This is a genomic window from Stenotrophomonas sp. STEN033 (assembly GCF_056856655.1).
In genome coordinates this window covers 1-20,183 of record NZ_JBXFWM010000080.1, presented here as the reverse complement: position 1 = coordinate 20,183, position 20,183 = coordinate 1, and the positions used below count along the sequence as shown (strand labels likewise).

At 65.3% G+C, this 20,183-nt stretch carries 17 protein-coding genes; 8 read left to right on the top strand and 9 right to left on the bottom strand.

The window, feature by feature from the left end; translation table 11 throughout:
- Positions 1-366: 366 nt before the first annotated feature.
- The 8 genes from AC1VXC_RS18980 to AC1VXC_RS18945 all read right to left on the bottom strand — a co-directional run bounded on the left by AC1VXC_RS18980 (position 367) and on the right by AC1VXC_RS18945 (position 11,956).
- Complete coding sequence (locus AC1VXC_RS18980; RefSeq protein WP_313171304.1) at positions 367-1,230, bottom strand: PA4780 family RIO1-like protein kinase; 864 nt, start codon at positions 1,228-1,230, stop codon at positions 367-369.
- A gap of 286 nt (positions 1,231-1,516) precedes the next feature.
- Entirely contained in the window at positions 1,517-3,073 is a 1,557-nt protein-coding gene (locus AC1VXC_RS18975) for an FAD-binding oxidoreductase (RefSeq protein WP_481539460.1), read from the bottom strand.
- A gap of 14 nt (positions 3,074-3,087) precedes the next feature.
- Complete coding sequence (locus AC1VXC_RS18970; RefSeq protein WP_481539459.1) at positions 3,088-4,668, bottom strand: alpha/beta hydrolase; 1,581 nt, start codon at positions 4,666-4,668, stop codon at positions 3,088-3,090.
- A 9-nt stretch (positions 4,669-4,677) separates the two neighbouring features.
- Positions 4,678-5,685: an NADP-dependent oxidoreductase gene (locus AC1VXC_RS18965; RefSeq protein ID WP_481539458.1), complete on the bottom strand. Its 1,008-nt coding sequence runs from the start codon at positions 5,683-5,685 to the stop codon at positions 4,678-4,680.
- Positions 5,685-6,857 (bottom strand): acyl-CoA dehydrogenase family protein, encoded by a 1,173-nt coding sequence (locus tag AC1VXC_RS18960; RefSeq protein ID WP_313644681.1) that lies wholly within the window; start codon positions 6,855-6,857, stop codon positions 5,685-5,687. Before AC1VXC_RS18960 ends, AC1VXC_RS18965 begins: the two co-directional genes overlap by 1 nt.
- 55 nt (positions 6,858-6,912) lie before the next feature.
- Positions 6,913-8,277, bottom strand: a complete 1,365-nt coding sequence (locus AC1VXC_RS18955) for a flavin monoamine oxidase family protein (protein ID WP_481539457.1) — start codon at positions 8,275-8,277, stop codon at positions 6,913-6,915.
- A gap of 302 nt (positions 8,278-8,579) precedes the next feature.
- The gene (locus AC1VXC_RS18950) at positions 8,580-11,015 is read right to left on the bottom strand and encodes a TonB-dependent receptor (RefSeq protein ID WP_481539456.1); all 2,436 of its coding nucleotides are present in this window, start codon (positions 11,013-11,015) and stop codon (positions 8,580-8,582) included.
- Positions 11,016-11,104: 89 nt separating this feature from the next.
- Positions 11,105-11,956, bottom strand: a complete 852-nt coding sequence (locus AC1VXC_RS18945) for a DUF1838 family protein (RefSeq protein ID WP_312370121.1) — start codon at positions 11,954-11,956, stop codon at positions 11,105-11,107.
- Positions 11,957-12,424: 468 nt separating this feature from the next.
- On the opposite strand from AC1VXC_RS18945, the gene AC1VXC_RS18940 reads away from it, so the two are divergent.
- The 5 genes from AC1VXC_RS18940 (at position 12,425) to AC1VXC_RS18920 (ending at position 16,759) form a co-directional block, all read left to right on the top strand.
- Positions 12,425-13,612, top strand: coding sequence for a class I SAM-dependent methyltransferase (locus AC1VXC_RS18940; protein WP_481539455.1), 1,188 nt, complete (start codon positions 12,425-12,427; stop codon positions 13,610-13,612).
- Complete coding sequence (locus AC1VXC_RS18935; protein WP_293706676.1) at positions 13,609-13,968, top strand: hypothetical protein; 360 nt, start codon at positions 13,609-13,611, stop codon at positions 13,966-13,968. The genes AC1VXC_RS18940 and AC1VXC_RS18935 overlap by 4 nt, the downstream gene beginning before the upstream one ends.
- Positions 13,969-14,016: 48 nt before the next feature.
- Positions 14,017-14,523 carry a hypothetical protein gene (locus AC1VXC_RS18930; protein WP_293706675.1) on the top strand — a complete coding sequence of 169 codons (507 nt, stop codon included), beginning with the start codon at positions 14,017-14,019 and terminating at the stop codon, positions 14,521-14,523.
- 329 nt (positions 14,524-14,852) lie between these two features.
- Positions 14,853-15,995 carry a nitrilase-related carbon-nitrogen hydrolase gene (locus tag AC1VXC_RS18925; protein ID WP_481539454.1) on the top strand — a complete coding sequence of 381 codons (1,143 nt, stop codon included), beginning with the start codon at positions 14,853-14,855 and terminating at the stop codon, positions 15,993-15,995.
- A 185-nt stretch (positions 15,996-16,180) separates the two neighbouring features.
- Positions 16,181-16,759, top strand: a complete 579-nt coding sequence (locus AC1VXC_RS18920; protein WP_293706673.1) for a methyltransferase family protein — start codon at positions 16,181-16,183, stop codon at positions 16,757-16,759.
- Between the two features lie 4 nt (positions 16,760-16,763).
- Here the strand turns inward: AC1VXC_RS18920 and AC1VXC_RS18915 are convergent, their stop codons facing one another.
- Positions 16,764-17,513, bottom strand: a complete 750-nt coding sequence (locus AC1VXC_RS18915; RefSeq protein WP_312916869.1) for a hypothetical protein — start codon at positions 17,511-17,513, stop codon at positions 16,764-16,766.
- A 141-nt stretch (positions 17,514-17,654) separates the two neighbouring features.
- On the opposite strand from AC1VXC_RS18915, the gene AC1VXC_RS18910 reads away from it, so the two are divergent.
- The 3 genes from AC1VXC_RS18910 (at position 17,655) to AC1VXC_RS18900 (ending at position 20,039) form a co-directional block, all read left to right on the top strand.
- Complete coding sequence (locus AC1VXC_RS18910) at positions 17,655-19,031, top strand: amino acid permease (protein ID WP_313171321.1); 1,377 nt, start codon at positions 17,655-17,657, stop codon at positions 19,029-19,031.
- A gap of 93 nt (positions 19,032-19,124) precedes the next feature.
- Positions 19,125-19,709, top strand: a complete 585-nt coding sequence (locus tag AC1VXC_RS18905) for a YdeI/OmpD-associated family protein (RefSeq protein WP_481539453.1) — start codon at positions 19,125-19,127, stop codon at positions 19,707-19,709.
- A 63-nt stretch (positions 19,710-19,772) separates the two neighbouring features.
- Positions 19,773-20,039 (top strand): hypothetical protein, encoded by a 267-nt coding sequence (locus AC1VXC_RS18900; RefSeq protein ID WP_313171323.1) that lies wholly within the window; start codon positions 19,773-19,775, stop codon positions 20,037-20,039.
- The last annotated feature ends 144 nt before the right edge of the window (positions 20,040-20,183 follow it).

Sequence of the window (20,183 nt, the reverse complement as noted above, 5' to 3'; positions counted from 1 at the left end):
CAAGAAGGCTGCAGATGGCCTGGAAAGCCCCTGCCGAGCATAGCTCGGCACTACCGCTTCTGCCCCCTCCCTTGCGCAGGCGGAGGGGAGGGTTGGGGAGGGGTTGGCTTTTGCGGCTTTTCTGGGGCCGCTGGCTTCGCGGCTTACGCCGCCCCTACTGGGGTGGTGGATGGCTTGTAAAGCCCCTGCCGAGCATGGCTCGGCACTACCGCTTCTGCCCCTCCCTTGCGCCGCAGGCGGAGGGGAGGGTTGGGGAGGGGTTGGCTTTTGTGGCCTTTCAGCGCTGCTGGCTTCGCGGCTTACGCCGCTCCTACAGGGCTGGTGGATTGCTGGGAAAGCCCCTGCCGAGCATGGCTCGGCACTACCTTAGTAGCCTTCTTCTTCCGCGGCGGCTTCGCGCCCTTGTTGGCGGATCAGTGCTTCTTCGCGGGCATCGTTGATGGCGTGACGCACGCTGTCCAGGTCAACCGCACGTTCGTCCGGCGTGTACTGCCCGGTCAGGACGGTGTCGGGTAGCAGATCACCTGCCTGGAACAGCTCCCACATTTCCTCGCCATACCAGGTATCCAGCAACGCCGGCGCACTGCGGCCCAGGTAGGCGGTGAGGTTGTTGACGTCACGCAGCAGCATGGTGCGCGCGGCATTGTTGCCACCTGCACTGACCACCTGCGGGAAATCGATCACCACCGGGCCATCCGGCCCGACCAGCACGTTGTAGGGCGACAGGTCGCCATGGATCAGGCCGCAGCACAGCATCAGCTTGACCTGCTGCACCAGCACGGCGTGGAACTCGGCGGCCTGCTCGGCGCCCAGCTCCACCTCGCCCAGGCGCGCAGCGCTATAGCCTTCGGCATCGGTCACCAGTTCCATCACCAGCACGCCCTGGAAATAGCCAAACGGCTCGGGCACGCGCACGCCGGCATCGCGCAGCTGGTACAGCGCGTCCACCTCGGTGTTCTTCCACGCCGCTTCGGCCTGCTTGCGGCCGTAGTTGCTGGCCTTGCCGATGGCGCGGGCCTCGCGGCTGCCGCGGACCTTGCGGCCTTCCTGGTACTGCACGCGCTGCTGGAAACTGCGCTGCGCCATGTCCTTGTAGACCTTGGCGCAACGGACTTCATCGCCGCTGCGGACGACATAGACCGCCGCCTCCTTGCCGCTCTTGAGTGGTCGCAGCACTTCGTCGATGACGCCGTCGTCTATCAGTACCTGCAGTTGTTGGGGTGTTTTCACAGTGTCTCGGTGGATGCGGGTGGCGGTCCGATCTGCATCGAACGTGGGCCGTCCGGGTGGGATCAGGCGGGCATATTGTTGCCGATGGTACGGAAACCGGCCAGCCATGGACGTGACGGGGGTTCAGGCTGGGCAGTTCCGCCGGCACCTACGCGAACGGCCAGGCGTTGGGCCTGGCCGTTGGTCGGTGATCGCAGGTCGCAGGTCGCAGGTCGCAGGTCGCAGCAGGCTGCGCCCACCCTCTCCCCAACCCCTCTCCCGGAGGGAGAGGGGCTAGAGCGCACCCTCAGCGGCTGAGCACACCAGGGTTCATCAGGCCCTTGGGGTCGAGCTGGTTCTTGACTGCATCCAGCACGGCCAACGCCGCCGGGTCACGGCCGGCGCGGTAGTCGTAGAACTTGCCCAGCTGCAGGTTGGCCGCGCCATGCGCACGCATGGTGTCGGCGATCTGCCGCTTGAGGGTGTCGGCCGCCGCGCGTGCGTCCAGGTGTTCACCCGGGCAGCCGATGCGCTCGCGGTGGTCGGCATCGACGGTGCGCTGGTGGAAGGCGTTGTGGCTGTCCGGCCAGTAGATGCAGGGCTCGATCACCACCGTCTGCGCGCCCACGCTGGACAGCAGGGTGCCGATGAACAGGCCGTGCTTGTCCATGGTTTCCTGCTCGCGCGCGAACAGGTCCTGCAGGGCGTTGAACATACGGGTGGCCTTGGAATGCGGCACCAGCGCGTGCACCGGCGCCCAGCGCTCGCCCTGCGGGCCGAGCATCGAGTTCCAGGCCGCGAACGGATTGGCCGCCATCATCTTGGCGATCGACGGTTCGATACTTTCACCGAACTCGCCCACCAGCTTGCGTGCACGCGCCACGCGATCGGCCACCTCGGCGGCGCTGTCGCCTTCCAGGGTGATGTGCAGCGAGAACTGCTCCTGGTCAACGATGTCGCGGCCCTTCACCGCCAGCTTCAGGCCGGAGATCAGGCCGCCCTTCTTGATCACGTTGGTCAGCGCCTTGACGTCGCTGGACAGGCCGGCGCGGCGCATGCGCACGCGGGTCAGCGCCGGGTCGAAGGCGGCCGTTTCGCTGGCCAGGCCATGCCGCGAGAGCACACCCAGGGCACCGAACAGACCTTCGGCCGTCGGGAATTGCCAGGACAGGTAGTCGATATGCGCATGCTTGGGAATGAGCTTGAGCACGATGCGCGTCTTGATGCCGAGCAGGCCGCAGTCGCCCAGGAACAAACCGGTCAGGTCTGGCCCGTACCAACGGAAGAACGGGCTGGTATTGGCCGCGGCCGCCGAACCGGTGGTGAGGATGTCGCCATTGGCGGTAACCACCTGCAGGCCCAGCACCACATCGGCCGAGCAGCCATAGCGCGCGGTGCCGTGGAAGATCGCGCCCTGCGACATGCCGCCACCCACGGTGGCATGCGAGCCGGACATCGGCCCGAAGTACGGCGTGCGTACGCCCTTGGCATCCAGCGCTTCCTTGAGCGCGCGCCAGGTGACGCCGGCCTCGACCACCACATAGGCGTCTTCCAGGTTGATCTCGACGATCTTGTCCAGTGTGCCGGTGTCCACCAGCACACTGGGACTCTGCGCGGCGGTATAGCCGCCGGTGTAACTCATGCCACCGCCACGGGCGATGACCGCCACACCGGCATCGGTGAGCTGCTTGACCGCATCGGCCAGCTGCTGCGTGTCGTTCGGGCGCAGCACCGCCAGCAGCGGCTTGCCCTGCGAATAGACGTCGGTGGAAAAGTACTCAAGCTCGCCCGCATCGGTGACGATGCTGCCGCCCCAGCTGGATTGCAGGCGGTCGATGACGGCGGTTGCGGTGTCGTTGCTCATGGGGGTCCTTCGGCTCAGGCAGACAGGGCGGCAGCGCGCCCCTGGTAATCGGATTCGGCATCGCCAACCACGCGCAGCAGCACCGGCAAGGCACGCAGGCGGGCAGCCAGGTCGGGGTGGGTGACATCGCGCAACAGCCCGTGCAGGCGGCTGCCCAGGCGCAGCAGCTCCACCACGTTGTCGTGCACCCGCGCAGGCGCCGGTGCGTCCACGCGGCGACGCGCGGCGGCGCTGGGCGGCAGCCACGGCCACAGCAGGTGGCGCTCGCGCTCCCACTGCCAGGCATCGCAGAGATAGCCACCAGCGCGATCAATGACAGTGCTCGGCAGGCCCTGCAGCAGCAAGGCCTGTTCTTCGGCGGTGAGCAGCCAGGGCGAATGCAGTACGACCTCGGCAACCGCTGCGCCCAGTACCTGCACCAGCGCAGGTACGTAGCCGGCGGCAGCGCCGTGCGCTTCGATCACCAGCGGCAGGGCGTTGTCGGCGGGAATGGCGGCGAGCAGTGCGGCCACCAGGGTGGCGGCGTCCAGCGCGCCTTCGCTTTCGCAGGACGCGCCATGGCCTGGCAGGTCAGGCAGCAGCCAGGCGCTGTCGCCAGCGTCGATCTGCAACGGCGACAACGGTCGCGTGCCGGGGGCATGCAGGCACAGCCGCAGCACGCCCTGCCCTGCCCGTTCCCACACCGCCATGTCACCGGCGCCGGTGGTGATGATGCGGCGCTGCCAGGTGTTGGATGGCAGCGCCGGAGCGGCGGCTTCGACAAAGGCCGGTTCGTTGGCCAGGGTCTGCGCCAACCAGCCGTCCATGCCGTCCTGCATCGCGGGGATGCCGTTGGGTTCTTCAAGCACCGTGACATTGGCCGGCAGGTCGCGCAGGCGCGGCATATGTGCCAGCAGCGGATCACCATGGCGGTAGACCAGCCACGACGGCATCTGCAGCTCACCCAGCCAATGGTGGTCGTTGTGGCGGAACGCGGCGGCGTAACCGGCGCGATAGGTATCGCCCACGTCGAGCACGTCCATCACCGTTTCGCGGCTGCTTTCGGTGGTCTGAGGCGGAATCGCCATGGCCGCTTCGGCACGGCCGTCATACCAGGGGAAGTAATACTTCTGCTCACGCATGCGCGACCACAGCCAGCGCAGGTGGGAGCCATCCCATTGCGGCACGAACGGCGGCAGGTAGGCATCGCCGTACAGTGTGGATTCCTGTGGGGTGAACGCCGCATAGCCGTCGACTACCAATGCGGCCACACGCGTGGGATTGGCCCAGGCCAGCCAGGTCGCGATCAGGCCGCCGGTATGCATGCCGAACACGGCAAAACGCTGCAGACCCAGCGCATCGACGAACTGCAGGGTTGCAGCGCCGAACTCGGCAATCGTCATCGGGTTGCCGGGCAAGGCATCGGAATAGCCGAAACCGGGCGTGTCCGGCGCGATCACCGTGTAGCGGTCGGCATAGCGCTGCTGCATCTGCGCCCACATCCGCGAGTTCTGCGGCGACTGGTGGATCAACAGCAGGGCCGGGCCACTGCCGGCGATACGGTAATGCACCTGCCGCCCGTTGACGGACACGAAACGGCGTTGGATCTGGGTCATGCGTATTCCTTAAAGCCGTACCAGCGCCTTGCCCAGGTTCTCGCCCTTGAGCAGGCCAATGAAACCAGCCGGCGCAGCGGCCAGCCCGTCGTGGATATGTTCGCGGTAGCGCAGCGTGCCTGCGGCGATCATCTGCGCCAGCTCCGCGCGGCATTGCGCAAAGTCGGCCAGATGGTCGTAGACCACCAGGCCTTCAAGCCGTGCACGCGCCCCAATCACCGGCCCCAGGTTGGGCCCGGCCGGGCGTTCGGCGCGGTTGTACTGGTCACTGAGCCCGCACAGCACCACCCGTGCATGCAGGCGCAGCAGCGACAACGCGGCCTCCAGCACCGCGCCGCCGACATTGTCGAAATAGCCATCGATGCCGTCCGCGCAGGCGGCGCGCAGGGCTTGGGCAAAGTCCGCATCGCGATAGCTGACACAGGCATCGAAGCCGAATTCATCGGTGACGATGGCGCACTTCTGCGCGCTGCCGGCAATGCCGACCACGCGGCAACCGGCGGCCTTGCACAGCTGGCCGACGACGCTGCCAACCGCGCCGGCGGCGGTGGATACCAGGAGGGTTTGGCCGGCCTTTGGCTGCAGGATCCTGCGCACGCCGGCCCAGGCGGTAAGCCCAGGAATACCGAGTACGCCAACGGCGGTGCTGGCCGGTGCCAGCGCCGTATCCACCACGGCGGCGGTGTTTGCATCAATGGCGGCGAATTCGGCCCAGCCGGTCATGCCGGTAACCACGTCGCCGATCTGGTAGCGCCCGCTGCGATCTGCAATCACCGTGCCGATGCCGTAGCCCGGCACGATGCTGCCCAGCGGTGGGCAGGGCAGCGCGTAACGGCCGCCGAGCTGCGCACGCAGGAACGGGTCCAGCGACAACCACTGCACCCGCACCAACAGCTGGCCATCGCCGGGCACCGGCAACGGCAGCTGCTGCATTTCAAAATCCTGCAGCTGCGGCAGGCCTTGTGGAACCTGCCGCAGGCAGACGGCCTGCATGGTGCTGTGCAGGCCGTCCATCATCAGAACGCGTTGATGCCGGTCAGCTCGCGGCCGATCACCAGCTGGTGCACGGTCTCGGTACCTTCGTACGTGATCACCGACTCCAGGTTCAGCGCATGACGGATCGCACCGTGCTCGGTGGTGATACCGGCACCGCCGAGCAGGTCACGACACTCGCGGGCGATGTCGATGGCCAGGCGGCAGTTGTTCCACTTGGCCAGCGAGACCTGCTGCGGCTGCATCTGCCCGGCGTCCTTCAGGCGACCGAGCTGCAGCACCAGCAACTGACCGGCGGTGATGCGGCGGGCCATGTCGGCCATCTTGATCTGCGCGCTCTGGGTGGCGGCCACCGGGCGGCCGAACAGGATGCGCTCCTTGGTGTAGGCCAGCACTTCGTCCAGGCAGGCAATCGCAGCGCCCAGCGGGCCCCAGGTGATGCCGTAACGGGCCTGGGTGAGGCAGCCCAGCGGTCCCTTCAGGCCCTTCACATTGGGCAGGCGGTTGGCGTCAGGCACGCGCACGTTGTCGAAGAACAGCGCGCCGGTCACCGAGGCACGCAGGCTCATCTTGTGCTTGATCTCCTGGGCGGTGAAGCCCGGGGTGCCCTTCTCGATGACGAAGCCCTGCACGCCTTCGTCGGTGTTGGCCCAGACGATGGCGATATCGGCCACCGAGCCGTTGGTGATCCACATCTTGGAACCGTTGATCACCCAGTCAGCGCCGTCCTTCACCGCGCGGGTCTTCATGCTGGCCGGGTCGGAGCCGCCATGGGCTTCGGTCAGGCCGAAGCAGCCGATCACCTTGCCGCGCGCCATGTCCGGCAGCCAGCGCATGCGCTGCTCTTCCGAACCGTAGGCATAGATGGGGTACATGCACAGCGAGCTCTGCACCGAGACGAAGCTGCGCAGGCCGGAATCGCCGCGCTCCAGTTCCTGGCAGATCAGGCCGTAGCTGACGCTGTTCAAGCCGGCGCCGCCGTACTGTTCCGGCAGCGAGCTGCCGAGCAGGCCCATGTCGGCGATCTCGGGGATCAGCTCATTGGGGAAACGGCCCTGGTCGAAGCAGTCGCCGATGATCGGCAGCACGCGCTCGTCGGTGAAACGGGCAACGGAATCCTGTACAGCGCGTTCTTCCTCGCTCAGCAGCGAACGCACGTCGAACAAATCGTAGGGGTTCAGTGTCTTCAGGCTCATTACTGTCTCTGGAAGGCGCATCCGCGCCCGGAAGGTAGGGGATAAGGTAGTTCAATCAGGCCGAAAGAATTGCTGCAGCCGCACGCTCGCCCGAGGTGACGGCCGCTTCCATGCCCGGAACCTGCAGTTCGGTCTGCTCGCCGGCGAAGTGGATGCGCCCGAACGGGGTGTTGGCCCAGCGCAGGGTTTCGGCAAAACGGCCCGGGGCGATCTCCGAGAACGCGCCATCGGCCAGCGGGTCATTGCCCCAGCTGCGGGTCTCCAGCGGCAGCAGCGCGCCCTTGGCGGCCGGGCGCAGGCGCTCCATGGCATTGATGACCCAGGCAAACCGGGCCTCGCGGTCCAGGCTGTCGGCGTGCTGGGCCATGGCACCGTTGAGCCAGACGATCAGGCGGTTGGTCTGGCCGTCGGCGCCGGGCACGGCAAACACGCGCTGCAACGGGCCATCGCCCCACAGCGACAAGGGCAGGCCGTCGTCTTCCCAGAACGCGCGGGTCGGATGCAGGTGCACGGTGGTCACCGCATTGGAGCGACGTGCCGCCCAGACCTCCTGCTGGCCGACCGGCGGCGCCGGGTCGATGGCGATACGGCTGAGCGGGCCACTGGGCAGGGCCAGCACCAGGTGCGCGGCGCGGAAGCGGCGGCCGTCAAGGCAGCGCACCTCCAGGCCGGCACGGCCGGACTCGACCCGGCTGACCTGCGCGCCCAGCACCGGCGGCTGTGCCAGTGAGGCGGCCATCGCCTCCGGCAAGGCCTGGCTGCCACCCTGCACCCAACCGGTGCCGCGCGAGCCGAACCGCCGCAGCGCATCGCGACGCAGGGCATCCAGCGCGCTGATGGTCTGCAGCGAAGAAAAACTGTTGCCGATATCCATCCACTGCAGCGCCTGCGACGACCAGCCCTTGCTGGCGATCAACTGCGACAGGGGGATATCCAGCGAGAGATTGGCAGGGTCGCGCCAGCTGTCCACTGCCGGCAGGCCGAGCTCGCCCATGGCGGTGGCCAGCAGCATCGGCGGCAGCAGGCTGCGCTCGCGACCCTGCAGGGTATTGAGTGGGCTTTCAGCCCATTGCGTGGCCGGCACCAGTGCATCGCCGATGGCCAGGCCCAGCCCGGCGGCGGTGGGCAGCGCGGCCGAGGGCGGCACGATGACCACACCTACGCGCTTGGCGTGGGCATGCACGCGCTCGTAGCCGGTGCCGACTTCCACCCCACCGATTTCAAAACGGATGCCGTTGCGCACCACGGTCTGCAGGCGGCCACCAACGCGCGGGTTGGCCTCCAGCACGGTAACGCGGGCGCCGCCAGCTTCCAGCGCATGCGCGGCAGCCAGGCCAGCCAGGCCGGCGCCAACCACGATCACATCGCTGCTCGGCACCTTGGCATGCAGCATGCCCGGCAGCAATGACAGTGCGGCCATGCCAGAAACTCCCTTGATGAAATCGCGACGTTGCATTGGTTCTGCCTGCTGGGTGCGGAGTGCTTTGTTTTGTTGCAGTTGCTGTTGCTTCAAATGCCGTCATTCCCGCGAAGGCGGGAATCGCTCTTGCTTTCGCTCTTGCTTTCGCTTTCGCTCTTGCTCTTGCACACCCCTCCAGAAATTCAAAAGCAAAAGCCAGAGCGATTCCCGCCTGCGCGGGAATGACGATCTGATGGAGCATCGGTAAAGCCCGTTACACGCGGGCTGGGACGCCGCTAGACATCCCAGCCCACGCAAAACTCTTAGAACTTGTAACTGACCTCAACGCCATACATACGCGGCAGCGAAGGTGTCAAACCAAAATCGCGCAGGTTGGTCACCGCCAGTCCGGTCAACGGCGGCACCGCCGGCACTGCCACGTAGGCGTCCGGATTGATGGTGCGCTGTGCGTCTTCCAGGGTGCGGTCGTTGAACGCATTGGTCACGTAGGCCGACACCTGCAGCTGCTCGGTCGGGCGGATGCTGAAGCGGAAGTTGGTACGGGTGGAAGCGCCGATATAGGCCAGGTTGTCGACCTGGATGTAACGCTTGCCTTCGTAGTTGATGTCCATGTTGGCGGTGTATTCCCAGCCATTGGCCAGTGCACCGTCATACATCAGGCCCAGCGTCGCCTTGTGCTTGGGCACGCGCGGCAGGGTGGCGCCGGCAGCATCGGCGGCCGGGTCAGCCAGTGTCGGTGCCTTGCTGCTGGAGAACAGATCGGCCTGGTCCTGGCTGATGAACTTCAGGATCTCGGCATCGGTGTACGAGTACGCCAGGCTGGCCAGCCAACCCTGCGCGAACGCCCACTGGCTTTCCAGCTCGAAGCCACGGATGCGCGACTCACCGACGTTGGTGGTGTAGCTGGTCGAGAACAGCGAGCCGTTCTTGCGGATCACCGGGCCGGTTTCGGTCAGCTGCTGGTTGGTCCAGTCGATCTGGTAGATGTTGGCGTTGACGCGCAGGGTGCCGTCCAGCCAATCGCTCTTCATGCCCAGCTCGTAGTTCCAGGCCTCTTCTTCCTTGTAGGTGTTCAAACCACGCGCGATCAGCGCGTCGCGATCGGCTTCCTGGAAGTCGGCGCGGTAGACGTCGGTATTGAAGCCGCCCGGCTTGTTGCCCTTGGACACCAGCCCGTACAGGTTCACGTTCTCACGCGCCTGGTAGCTCAAGGTCCAACGCGGGGTGAAGCTGCTGAAGGTCTTGTCCAGCGCATACGTCTGGCGATAGGTGTTCGCACCGAGCACGCGCACATCGGTGCCGCCCTTGCTGATTTCATCGCGTGCATAACGGCCTTCCAGCGAGGTGGTCCACTGGTCGTTGATGTGCCAGTTGATCAGGCCGTAGATCGCCTTGTTGATGGTCTGGTCATCCGGATTGGTCGGGATGGCAGTGACCACCTTGTTGCCGCCAATGGTGTAACCGGTGAGGTCACCGCCCCAGCCCGGCTGCGCATCCTGCTTGTAGTAATACGCGCCCAGCATGCCCGACACCGCCAGACTCTGGTCGGTGGTCAGGCGGATATCCTGCGACCAGTTCTTGACCCCCGTATTGCTGAAGCTCTCGAACGCGCCGCCGTAACCGCGGATGGCGCTGTAGTCCTGGTCGCTGGCGGCATAGGTTTCGCTCTTGTTGTAGGCCGAGGTCGAGGTCAGGTTCCAGCCGTTGGCGAACAGATAGTCCACCACCACGCTGGTGCGCAGCAGGTCGGTCTTGCGGCCGGAGAAGTAACCGGCGGTCTCGAATTCCCTGGTGTTCAGCGCGTAGTCCGACGGCGCCGTCAGCTCACCGCAGTAATAGCCGCGGCGGCGCGATTCCAGGATCGGATACAGGCCGAAGTACAGGCCGCCGGTTTCTTCCGGCAGGTAGCAGTTGAGGTTGTCACTGCCCAGGCGGGCCGCGGCGAAGTGCTGGTCGCGGCTCTTCTGCTTCATCACCCGCGCGGTGATGTCCAGTGCGTCGGTCGGCGACCACGCGATGGCGGCCATGCCGCTGATGGTCTCGGTACCGTTGAGGTCCTTCCTGCCCGAGGCCTGGTTGTAGAACACGCCGTCATTGCCACGCTTGTTCAGGCTGACGTCGTAGCCGAACGAACCATCGTCATTGGCGCCCGAATAGAACAGGCCCATCTTTTCCTGGCCGTAGTTGCCCGCGCCCAGGGTGAGCTTGCCGCCCGGCGCGCTGCCCGGACGCTTGGTGATGAAGTTGACCGCACCGGAGAAGGTACGGCGGCCAAACGCGGCCGACTGCGGGCCACGGATCACTTCCACGCGCTGGATGTTTTCCAGGCCATAGCTGGAGATATCGCCTTCAACGTAGATGCCGTCGATGAAGAACGATGCATTGGCCTCGCCCTGGATGTTGGACATGCCGCGAATCACCGGACGGTCGAAGCCGCGGCCGTAGCCGGACTTGAACGAGAAGCTCGGCGACAGGTTGGCGATGTCGCGCACGTCGGTCAGGCCCTTCTTCTCGATGGTCTGCTCGGACATGGCGGTGATCGGCAGCGGCATCTGCTGCAGCGGCTCGGACACGCCACGCGCGGTCACGGTGATCTGGTCGAGGCTGTGCACGGCATCGCTGTTGGCTGCCGGCGGCGCGCCCGCTTCGTCGCTGTCGGCAGCGGCGGCGTTGCCCGCACACAGCAGCAGCGCGAGGGCGATCGAGGAGCACAGCAGGTCTGGCTTGATGGTCTTCATGGGATTCCCGACTGGAAAGTTTGATCGGAATGGATTGGGAGGATGGATGCGCCGTCTTGGGGGAGGGTTCCGTCCGTTGTTTCCGTACTTCAGTCCTGCTGTTTCGCCGCCGCGTCCTGCTTGAGCTGCTTGTAGTAGCTCCAGCTGGTGACGTTGGGTTGCACCCAGGTTTCGGGTGCGCGTGCGTACTCGGGGTAGCGGGTACGGACGAGTTCCTGGATGTCGGCAGGCAGTTCACTGACCGATGCGCGCTTGTTGCCCTGCGCGATGTACAGCAGATTGCCCGGGCGGGTGCCCAGCTTCATCCAGGGAAGCCACGGACCGATGCGGGTCCAGCCGTAGGTGACCGGCACGCTCTTCAGGGCCGGGTTTTCCAGATCCGCGCGGGGCGCGAAGAACATGAAGTGCTCCGACCCCATGTAGGTCGGGCCACTGGACTCGGCCGGGAACTCGGCCGGCTGCAGCGGGTTGGGATAGGCCAGCGGGATGTTGAGGGTCAACATCACCTGGTCGCCGGCTTCCACCCACGGCAGGTGCAGCGGACGGCCCGGCGCATTGAGCACGGTGTTGACCGGGTCGTTGGCGACCTGCACCACCGCGTTGCGCTCACCCGAGAACGGGTTGTCCCAGCTGTCGATGATCTTGCCGGTCTTCAGGTCGCGGTAGAAAGTGAGTTCGCGCGTGTACAGCCGCCATACGCCATCGGCCTGCTTTTCCGCACGGCAGATGTTGTAGCCCTCGAAGCCGAGCAGCGGCGCCGGCTTCTGCCCTGGCTCCTGTGCGAACAGGGTGCCGGCCCACCACAGCAGTTCTTCCTGCTTGGGGTCCAGCGAACAACGCAGCTTGACCATTGCTTCAACGCTGCCCTGTTCGGACTGCAGATCCAGCGCTTTCGCCTGTGGCGAAAGTGCAATTGCGGCAGCCAGCAAAACCGATGACATTCGAATCACGTCTAACCCCCCGGTTGAAGTGGAGCAATGAAGCCAGCGCGCTGGCCTGCCCCGGACCACGGAAGACGGGCCTGCGACCCATCAAAGATGACATATAGCTATATCATTAGTACATGTTTGTCCAATCATTTGTAGAACCTTTATCGCCGACCCCGCAGCACTGCTGGACGCCGTGAAAACCCAGCAACAGCAAGCACGGGGGGCACTGCGCAAGATGTTGCTTTGCAACAACAAAGCGCCCGCCCAGGCCATGAAAATGGGCACTGGCTTTTTGTCCGGACATTTGAGAAATTCGGGATACGGATGATGCCGGGAGATAGGCTGATAGACCGTTCTGGCGGAGATTTCCGCCAGTACGAAGGCGCAAGGGCTCAGGTATTAGTTGGCCGCTTGACCCCGACCAGACCTACATGACATATAGATATAACTTTAGAACTTGAAGCCTTCCAAGGAGTCGCCATGAGCCAGCAAGCCCTGCCCCCCAGTTGGCAGCACGTGGGCCGCCACGCGGCGTTCCCCGATAGCGCGCTGGATGACACCGCCCGCTTCGACTTCCTGGCCAACCTCAATGGCTACCTGGCCACCCAGCTCAGCCCCAAGGTCAAGCTGGCCTACGAGCAGCGGGTGAAGCCGGCGTTCGAGAAGGACAAGGGCCGCGCCCCGGAAACCCGTCACGAAGTGCGCAAGGCGATGGCCGGCGATGCGATCTACCAGACCTGGAGCGCCCTGCGCCGCAGCAGCATGGAAATGCGCCAGCAGGCCGGTCGTGGTCTGGTGCTCAAGCAGGTGAACGCGCTGATCGACAAGACCCGCGCACTCAACGCCAGCGACGATGGCCTGCAGTTGGATGCCTCGGTGAAGGTGCCGCGCTATTCCAGCGCGGTGGACATCCACTGCATGCCCGGCGGTTACCACACCGAGCTGCTGGCCGATGACGTATCAGCGGCCGCCAACTACGACTGCGGCATCTTCGCCACCACCGGCGGCATGCTCGGCCGCTACAACGATGGCGGTGGCCAGGCGCTGGCGCAGTGGTTGCAGGAAGAACACCCCGGCTTCAAGCCGCGTCGTATCCTCGATATCGGCTGCACGGTCGGCCACAACATCGTGCCGCTGGCGCAGGCCTTCCCGGATGCCGAGGTGGTCGCCATCGACGTGGCCGCACCGATGCTGCGCTACGCCCATGCGCGCGCCCGCGCCCTGGGGGTGAACAACATCAGCTTCCGCCAGGCCAATGGTGAAGCGCTGGACTATGCGGACGGTTCCTTCGACCTGATCACCACCGCCATGTTCTGGCATGAAAGCTCGGCCACGGCGATGCCGCGCAAACTGCGCGAGATCCACCGCCTGCTGGCGTCGGGCGGCCTCACCGCCCACCTGGAGCAGCCGCAGTACCACGGCATGGACCCCTACGAGCAATTCATCCGCGACTGGGATGCGTACAACAACAACGAGCCGTTCTGGAGCGTGATGCACGAGTACGACCTGCGCCAGATGATGGCTGCGGCCGGCTTCGATGCCGAGCGTTATTTCGAAACCAAGGTCCGCGGCGTGGTCGATCGGGACATCTTCCCGGTGGCCAGCGAAAGCGGCGAAGACCACGGCCGTGCCGCGCTGTGGACCATGTTTGGAGCCTGGAAAGCATGAGCATCGATCCGATCGCCCTGGCCGGCAGCCGCGCCCGCGGCAAGCGTCCCTATTTCTTCAAGGACCCGGACGTGGAGCGGGTGCTGTCCATTGCCATGGCCATCGCCATGGAAAATGCCGTCACCCACCAGCGCCTGGATGCGCTGGAACGTTTGATTGAACAGAAAGGCCTGCTCAGCCGCGAGGAACTGGACCAGTTCCGCCCGGACCGTGAGGCCGAAGCACAGCGCACGCTGTGGATGAAGGAATACATCGCCCGGGTGCTGCGCATCGTGCAGCAGGAAACCGAGGCTTTGGAAGGCGGTGCTATGGACGTGCCGATGGAAGAAGTGATGGATGCACTTCGCAACGAATGAGGCCAAGCCTCAACTGATGACATCAACACGACCAACAAGGAAACCGCAATGCCGAACATGCAACTGCACCTGCCGCTGCTGGCCCGCCACGAAGGCGTCTGGGATGGCGTCTACCGTTACTACGACGCCAACGGCGACAAGATCGACGAACACAAGTCGCGCCTGATCTGCCGCTTCCCGGCCGATGAGAACCTGCCCTACCACCAGACCAACCACTACAGCTGGGCCGACGGCAAGGTGGAAGTGCGCGACTTCCCGACCCGCTACGAGTTTGGCCGCGTCATCTTCGACAACGAGCTGATCTACGGCTGGGCCGCCGAAGTGCCGCTGGATGACTACCACCGCACGGTGATGCTGTACTGGAAGCGCAAAGGCGAGGAAGGCCTGGAGCTGTACGAAATGATCCAGCTTTCCGACTGCGGCCAGCTGCGCAACCGCATCTGGCATTGGTACAAGAACGGCGTACTGGTACAGCGCACGCTGATCGACGAAAAGTTCGTCAGCCGCGACTGGCAGAAGATCAAGGGCGAGAGCTTCAACGGCGACCCGATCTGACTTCGCAACTGAAATGATGACTCGGGGCGCCAAGGCGCCCCGAGTTTGTTTGAACGTTGCAAGGACTGCTTGAGCCCCTCTCCCGCGCGCGGGAGAGGGGTTGGGGTGAGGGCAAGCTTTTAAAGCTCTAAAAGCTCCCCTCATCCGCCCCTTCGGGGCACCTTCTCCCGCAAGCGGGAGAAGGGATCAAGAACAACAGCACAAGCAACAGCACAAGCAACTGCACAAGCAACTGCAACTGCAACTGCAACTGCAACTGCAACTGCAACTGCAACTGCAACTGCAACTGCAACCAACATGATCCAGGCTATCAACCACCGAGGTACCCAATGAGCAACACCCGCAGACATTTCCTGGGCAGTGCCGCCGGCCTGGCCGCACTGGGCGCAGTCGGCCCGTCCCTGCTGGGTGCCTCGGCACCGGCACAAGCCGCAATGGGCAAGGGCCCGGATGCGCTCAACGAACGCACCGATGGCACCTACGCCACGGTTGAACTGGCCAAGCCCGCCTGGACCCTGGGCCTGGTGCAGTCGCGCGTACACAGCTTCGACGCCAAGGAATGGAAGGCCGGCACCAAGCGCAACCTGGCGCATATGCTCGAGCTCATCGACAAGGCGCATTACCACGCCAAGCCCGACCTGCTGCAGTTCCACGAATTCCCGCTCACCGGCTGGCGCAAGTGGACCCGCGATGAAATCCTCAAGTTCGCCATCACCATCCCCGGCGAAGAAACCGAGGCCATCGCCGCCAAGGCACGCCAGTACGGCACCTGGATCGTGTTCGGCGCCTATGCCACCGACCCGGATTGGCCGGGCCATGTGCTGTCCATCACCACGATCATGAACGACAAGGGCGAGATCGTGGACAAGCACTGGAAGGCACGCAACCTCAAGGGCGCCTTCCCGGACTTCGAACTGTTCACCACCACGACGTACGACGTGCTCGACCGCTACGTGGAAATGTATGGCCGCGATGCCGTCGTGCCGGTCACCCGCACGCCACTCGGCAATATCTGCACCAGCTCCACCCAGCGTGAGCCTGAACTGTTCCGGGCGATGGCGTTCAAGGGCGCCGAAGTGTTCCTGCGTACCGCCTCCGGCGGCTTCTCGGACATGGATATCGCCGCCTGCGCGATGTACAACGGCGTCTACTCCTCCATCGTCAACAACTCGATCTCGCCGGACAACGGTCCCTATTTCGACGACCCGGGCTCAGGCGGCACCGCGCTGTACGACCCCACCGGCAAGGCCATCGCCGAAGCGCAGAGCAAGGAAGAAACCCTGGTGCTGGGCCGCGTGCCGATCGCCGAACTGCGTGCGCGCAAGCGCCAACCTGTCGTGCACATGGACCTGTTCCGCGACGTCTACGACACCTACCAGAACGCCTATCCGCCGAACCTGTGGTCGGAGTACCTGCCCACCTCGCTGGAAGACGCCGCCCGCTACATCCGCGGCAAGTCGCGCTGGAAGTAAGTTGAACCGACAACGGCGCCGTAAGGCGCCGTTGCTTCATTCGGCGCCACCACTGATTTCAGCCGATCGAACCAAAGCGGCTTCATACCGCAGCGCGCGGTTCGGCCCACAGCCACTCCAGCTCACAAGCAGCTGACACGGCACGGATCAAACTGAGCGTCGGTTCCGCGATGACGGAGTTGTTAATGCCAACCGTCTTCCATCTCGGCCTGCTGCTGTGCTGGGCCGTGGTGCTTGGCTATTGGGCCATCACCGCACTGCGCGCCAAACCGGTGAGCCGCAACGAGTCGCGTGCGCGGCAGTTCCTGGCGTACTGGCTGCCGTTGCTCATCGCGGTACTGCTGCTCGGTCCGGGCCAATGGTTCGGCCACAGCTGGCTGCGTGAGCAGTTCGTCCCGCACGCCTTGCCGATCTACACCTTGGGCCTGCTGCTGTGTGTGGCAGGTGCCGCACTCGCGCTGTGGTCGCGCTGGCAGCTGGGTCGCAACTGGAGCGGCAACGTGCAGATCAAACAGGCGCATGAGCTGATCAGCAGCGGGCCGTATGCACATGTGCGCAACCCCATCTACAGCGGCTTCCTGCTGATGTTCAGCGGCACCGCGTTGATGGTTGGCGATTGGCGCGGGGTGATCGCCGTGGCAATCGTGTTCGCCTCGTTCTGGGTCAAACTGCGGCAGGAAGAGCGCTTCCTCGCAGCCCACTTCGGGCCCGCCTACAGTGCCTATGCGGCACGCACCAAACGCCTGATTCCCGGTCTGCTGTAAGGCCTCAGGCGCCGCGCTCCGGGTCATCCTCACTACCGCGTCCTGCGCCGTAACCCAGTCCGGCGCCCATGCCCATGCCGGCACCCATCCCGCCCATGCCACCGCCGGCACCGCCACCTTTGCCACCACCCGCGGCGTCCTTGTCGGCGCCTTTACCCGCACCCTTGTTGCCGCTACCGCTGCCCGCCGGCCGCAGCGGCCCTTGGCGGGGAATGGCGACGGCAGCCGGTATCACCTCCAGGTCCAGCACGCTGCGGACGAAGTCGCGCAGTGACACCACCAGCTCGGCGGTATGGATCGGCCGGCCCTCGACCATATCGGTGGCAGCGCGCGCGGCCAGCCGCACCTGCTCCTCGGTGCCCAGCAGGATCACGTCCGACAGCGCCGCCTCCACCGCATCGCGGATGCGCCGCGCCCGCTCACCCGCCTCGCCTGGATCCGGGCTTGGCAACAGCAGGGCACCGTCGGCGGTCGTAGCGGTCTGTCCCTGCGCCAGTTCGGCGGCACGTCGGCGCAGATCGCGCAGGTGGCTGGGGTCAACGCTGAGATCACCTGTAAAGGAACCGCCCAAGGTCTTGTAGGCCGCAATCAGGGTCTTCAGCCGTTCGTTGATCTGGCGATTGGCGGCTTCGCGCTTCTGCTGCACCGCCTGCATCACCAGCAAGCGGATGCCGACGCCGATCAGGGTGATGATCGCCAGACCCACCAGCGTCGACAGCAGGCCCTGCCAGGAACTGAAATCCAGACCACGCATCCGCGCACCCGTTGCTGCAGGCGCACATGCGCGCCGGGACCTCCATCGTACCGGCAGCATGCCAATCCCCACCAACGGCACAGCCACTGCAGTGGGCGGACGCGGTATCGTGTCGCCCTCTTCTTGTCCTAGAACCCGCCGATGCCCAGCACGTCTCCCGCCCCGGCCACCGCCCCTTCGCAGAAACTGGAACGCGCGCTCAAGCCGCGCCAGCTGATCATGATGGGGCTGGGCAGCGCCATCGGTGCCGGCCTGTTCCTGGGCTCAGGCGTGGGCATCCAGGCCGCGGGCCCGGCGGTACTGATCTCCTACCTGGTGGCCGGCACCCTGGTCATCATCATGATGCACGCCATGGGCGAGATGGCCGCCGCACGGCCCGCCAGCGGCGCATTCTCGGTCTACGCCGCCGATGCCCTGGGTGCCACTGCCGGCGCCACCGTCGGCTGGTTGTGGTGGGCGCAGCTGGTGGTGGTGATCGCCGCCGAATCCGTCGGCGCGGCCGGTCTGCTCAGTACGGTCTGGCCGCAATTGTCGGTACCGCTGACCTCGCTGGCATTCATGGTGGTGTTCACTGCCATCAACCTGCTGGGCGTGCGCAATTACGGCGAGTTCGAGTTCTGGTTCGCCATCCTCAAGGTCGGCGCCATCATCGCCTTCATCCTGATCGGCATCGCGCTGCTGCTGGGCCTGCTGCCCAATGTGCCTTCGCCCGGTCTGGCCAACATCACCGGCCATGACGGTTTCATGCCCAAGGGCCTGGCCGGCATCGGCGCGGCGCTGCTGGTGGTGATCTTCGCCTTTGGCGGCACCGAGATCGTGGCCGTGGCCGCGGCCGAAACCCAGGACCCGGAACGCAGCCTGGCCCGTGCCATCCGTACCGTGGCCTGGCGCATCCTGGTGTTCTACATCGGCTCGATCGGCGTGATCATCGCCGTGGTGCCGTGGAACAGCCCCACCCTCAAATCGCCGTTCGCCGCCGTGCTGCAGGTCGCCAACATCCCCGGCGCGGCCACTGCCATCACCTTGATCGCGGTGATCGCCCTGCTGTCGGCGCTGAACGCCAACCTGTACGGCGCCTCGCGGATGATCTATTCGCTGGCTGAACGGGGCGAGGCCCCGCGCTGGCTGGGCCTGACCAATACCCGCCAGGTGCCGGTGCTGGCGGTGTTGGCCAGTGTGCTGTTCGGCTTTGCCGCCACCGTGCTGGAGCTGGTGTTTCCGGACAAGGTGCTGCCGGTGCTGCTCAACGTGGTCGGCTCCACCTGCCTGCTGGTCTGGACCATCACCCTGGTCTCGCAGCTGATCCTGCGCCGTCGCGCCGAGCGCCTGGGCACGCCGCTGCCGTTCCGCATGGCCGGCTTCCCCTACCTGACGGTGCTGGCGCTGGCAATCCTGGGGCTGATCTTCGCGCTGCTGCTGAGCACCCCGGAGACCCGCCTGCAGTTCCTCTCGATGGCCGCCTTCACCGCTTTCATTGCGCTGTGCAGCGGCCTGGCAAGGAAGACCCGCCGCGCCTGACCATGCCAAATCAGCTGGCATTACAGCCCATCGCCACGATGGGCTTGTTTTAACGGGAAACTAACGGCAGGCTGCACCCATCCGAGGCCAGTCATGCCGATCACAGACCCCCGCGTAGATACCTACATCGCCGATGCCGCCGCTTTCGCGCAGCCGATCCTGCGCGAGATCCGCCAGCGCGTGCACAACGGCTGCACCGCGGTGGAAGAGGCCATCAAATGGGGCATGCCGGCCTTCCTGTACAACGGCAAGCTGCTCTGTGGCATGGCGGCATTCAAGGCGCACGCCACGCTGGGGTTCTGGCAGCGCGAGGCGGGTAGCGGCGATGACACGGCGATGGGCCAGTACGGCCGCCTGCAGTCGCTCCGCGACCTGCCCGGCAAGCGCGAGTTCACCCGCCAGCTACATGCCGCCATGCAACGTATCGATGCTGGCGTAACCCGCCCGCGGGCAACCCCCCGAGCGCCCCTGCCAATGCCCCCGGCATTTGCCGAGGCGCTGGCCGGTGCGGCGGCCGCCAAGGCACAGTTTGAATCGTTTCCCCCTGGATACCAACGCGACTATCTGGAATGGATAGGCGAGGCCAAACGCGAAAGTACCCGCCAGCGGCGTATCGCCCAGGCCATTGAGTGGTTGTCCGACGGCAAGCGGCGCCACTGGAAACATGAGACACATTGACGTGGGACGCGCCAACGATTCCACTTCCCCCAAATATCCCCCAATCAGCCCTGTTGCTACGCCATGATCGACCTAGAAAGCCTCATCCAGCGCTCCATCGACCCTGCATCCGTCAGGCTGGAAGGTACCCTGACAAATCCGCCGTCGTTCGGCGTGTATGCCATCGAGAACATCGATGACGGCAGCACCCATTACCGCTTCGGCAATCATCCGGTGCGCATGCACGAACTGGAGGACAAGTTCGGCAGCGCCGAGCTGGAGTACCTGTTCCTCAGCCGCGAAGACGCCGCTGCGATGACTTCGGCCCTGAACCGCCCCGAAGCGGACTGAACAAGCCGAGATAGCGCCGAGCCATGCTCGGCCGAGGCATTGCCGTGTAGTGCCGAGCCATGCTCGGCCGAGGCATTGCCGTGTAGTGGCCACCCCAGATAGGCACCGCCGGTGGCCGGGGGGACAAATTACCCGGCAGGGGCG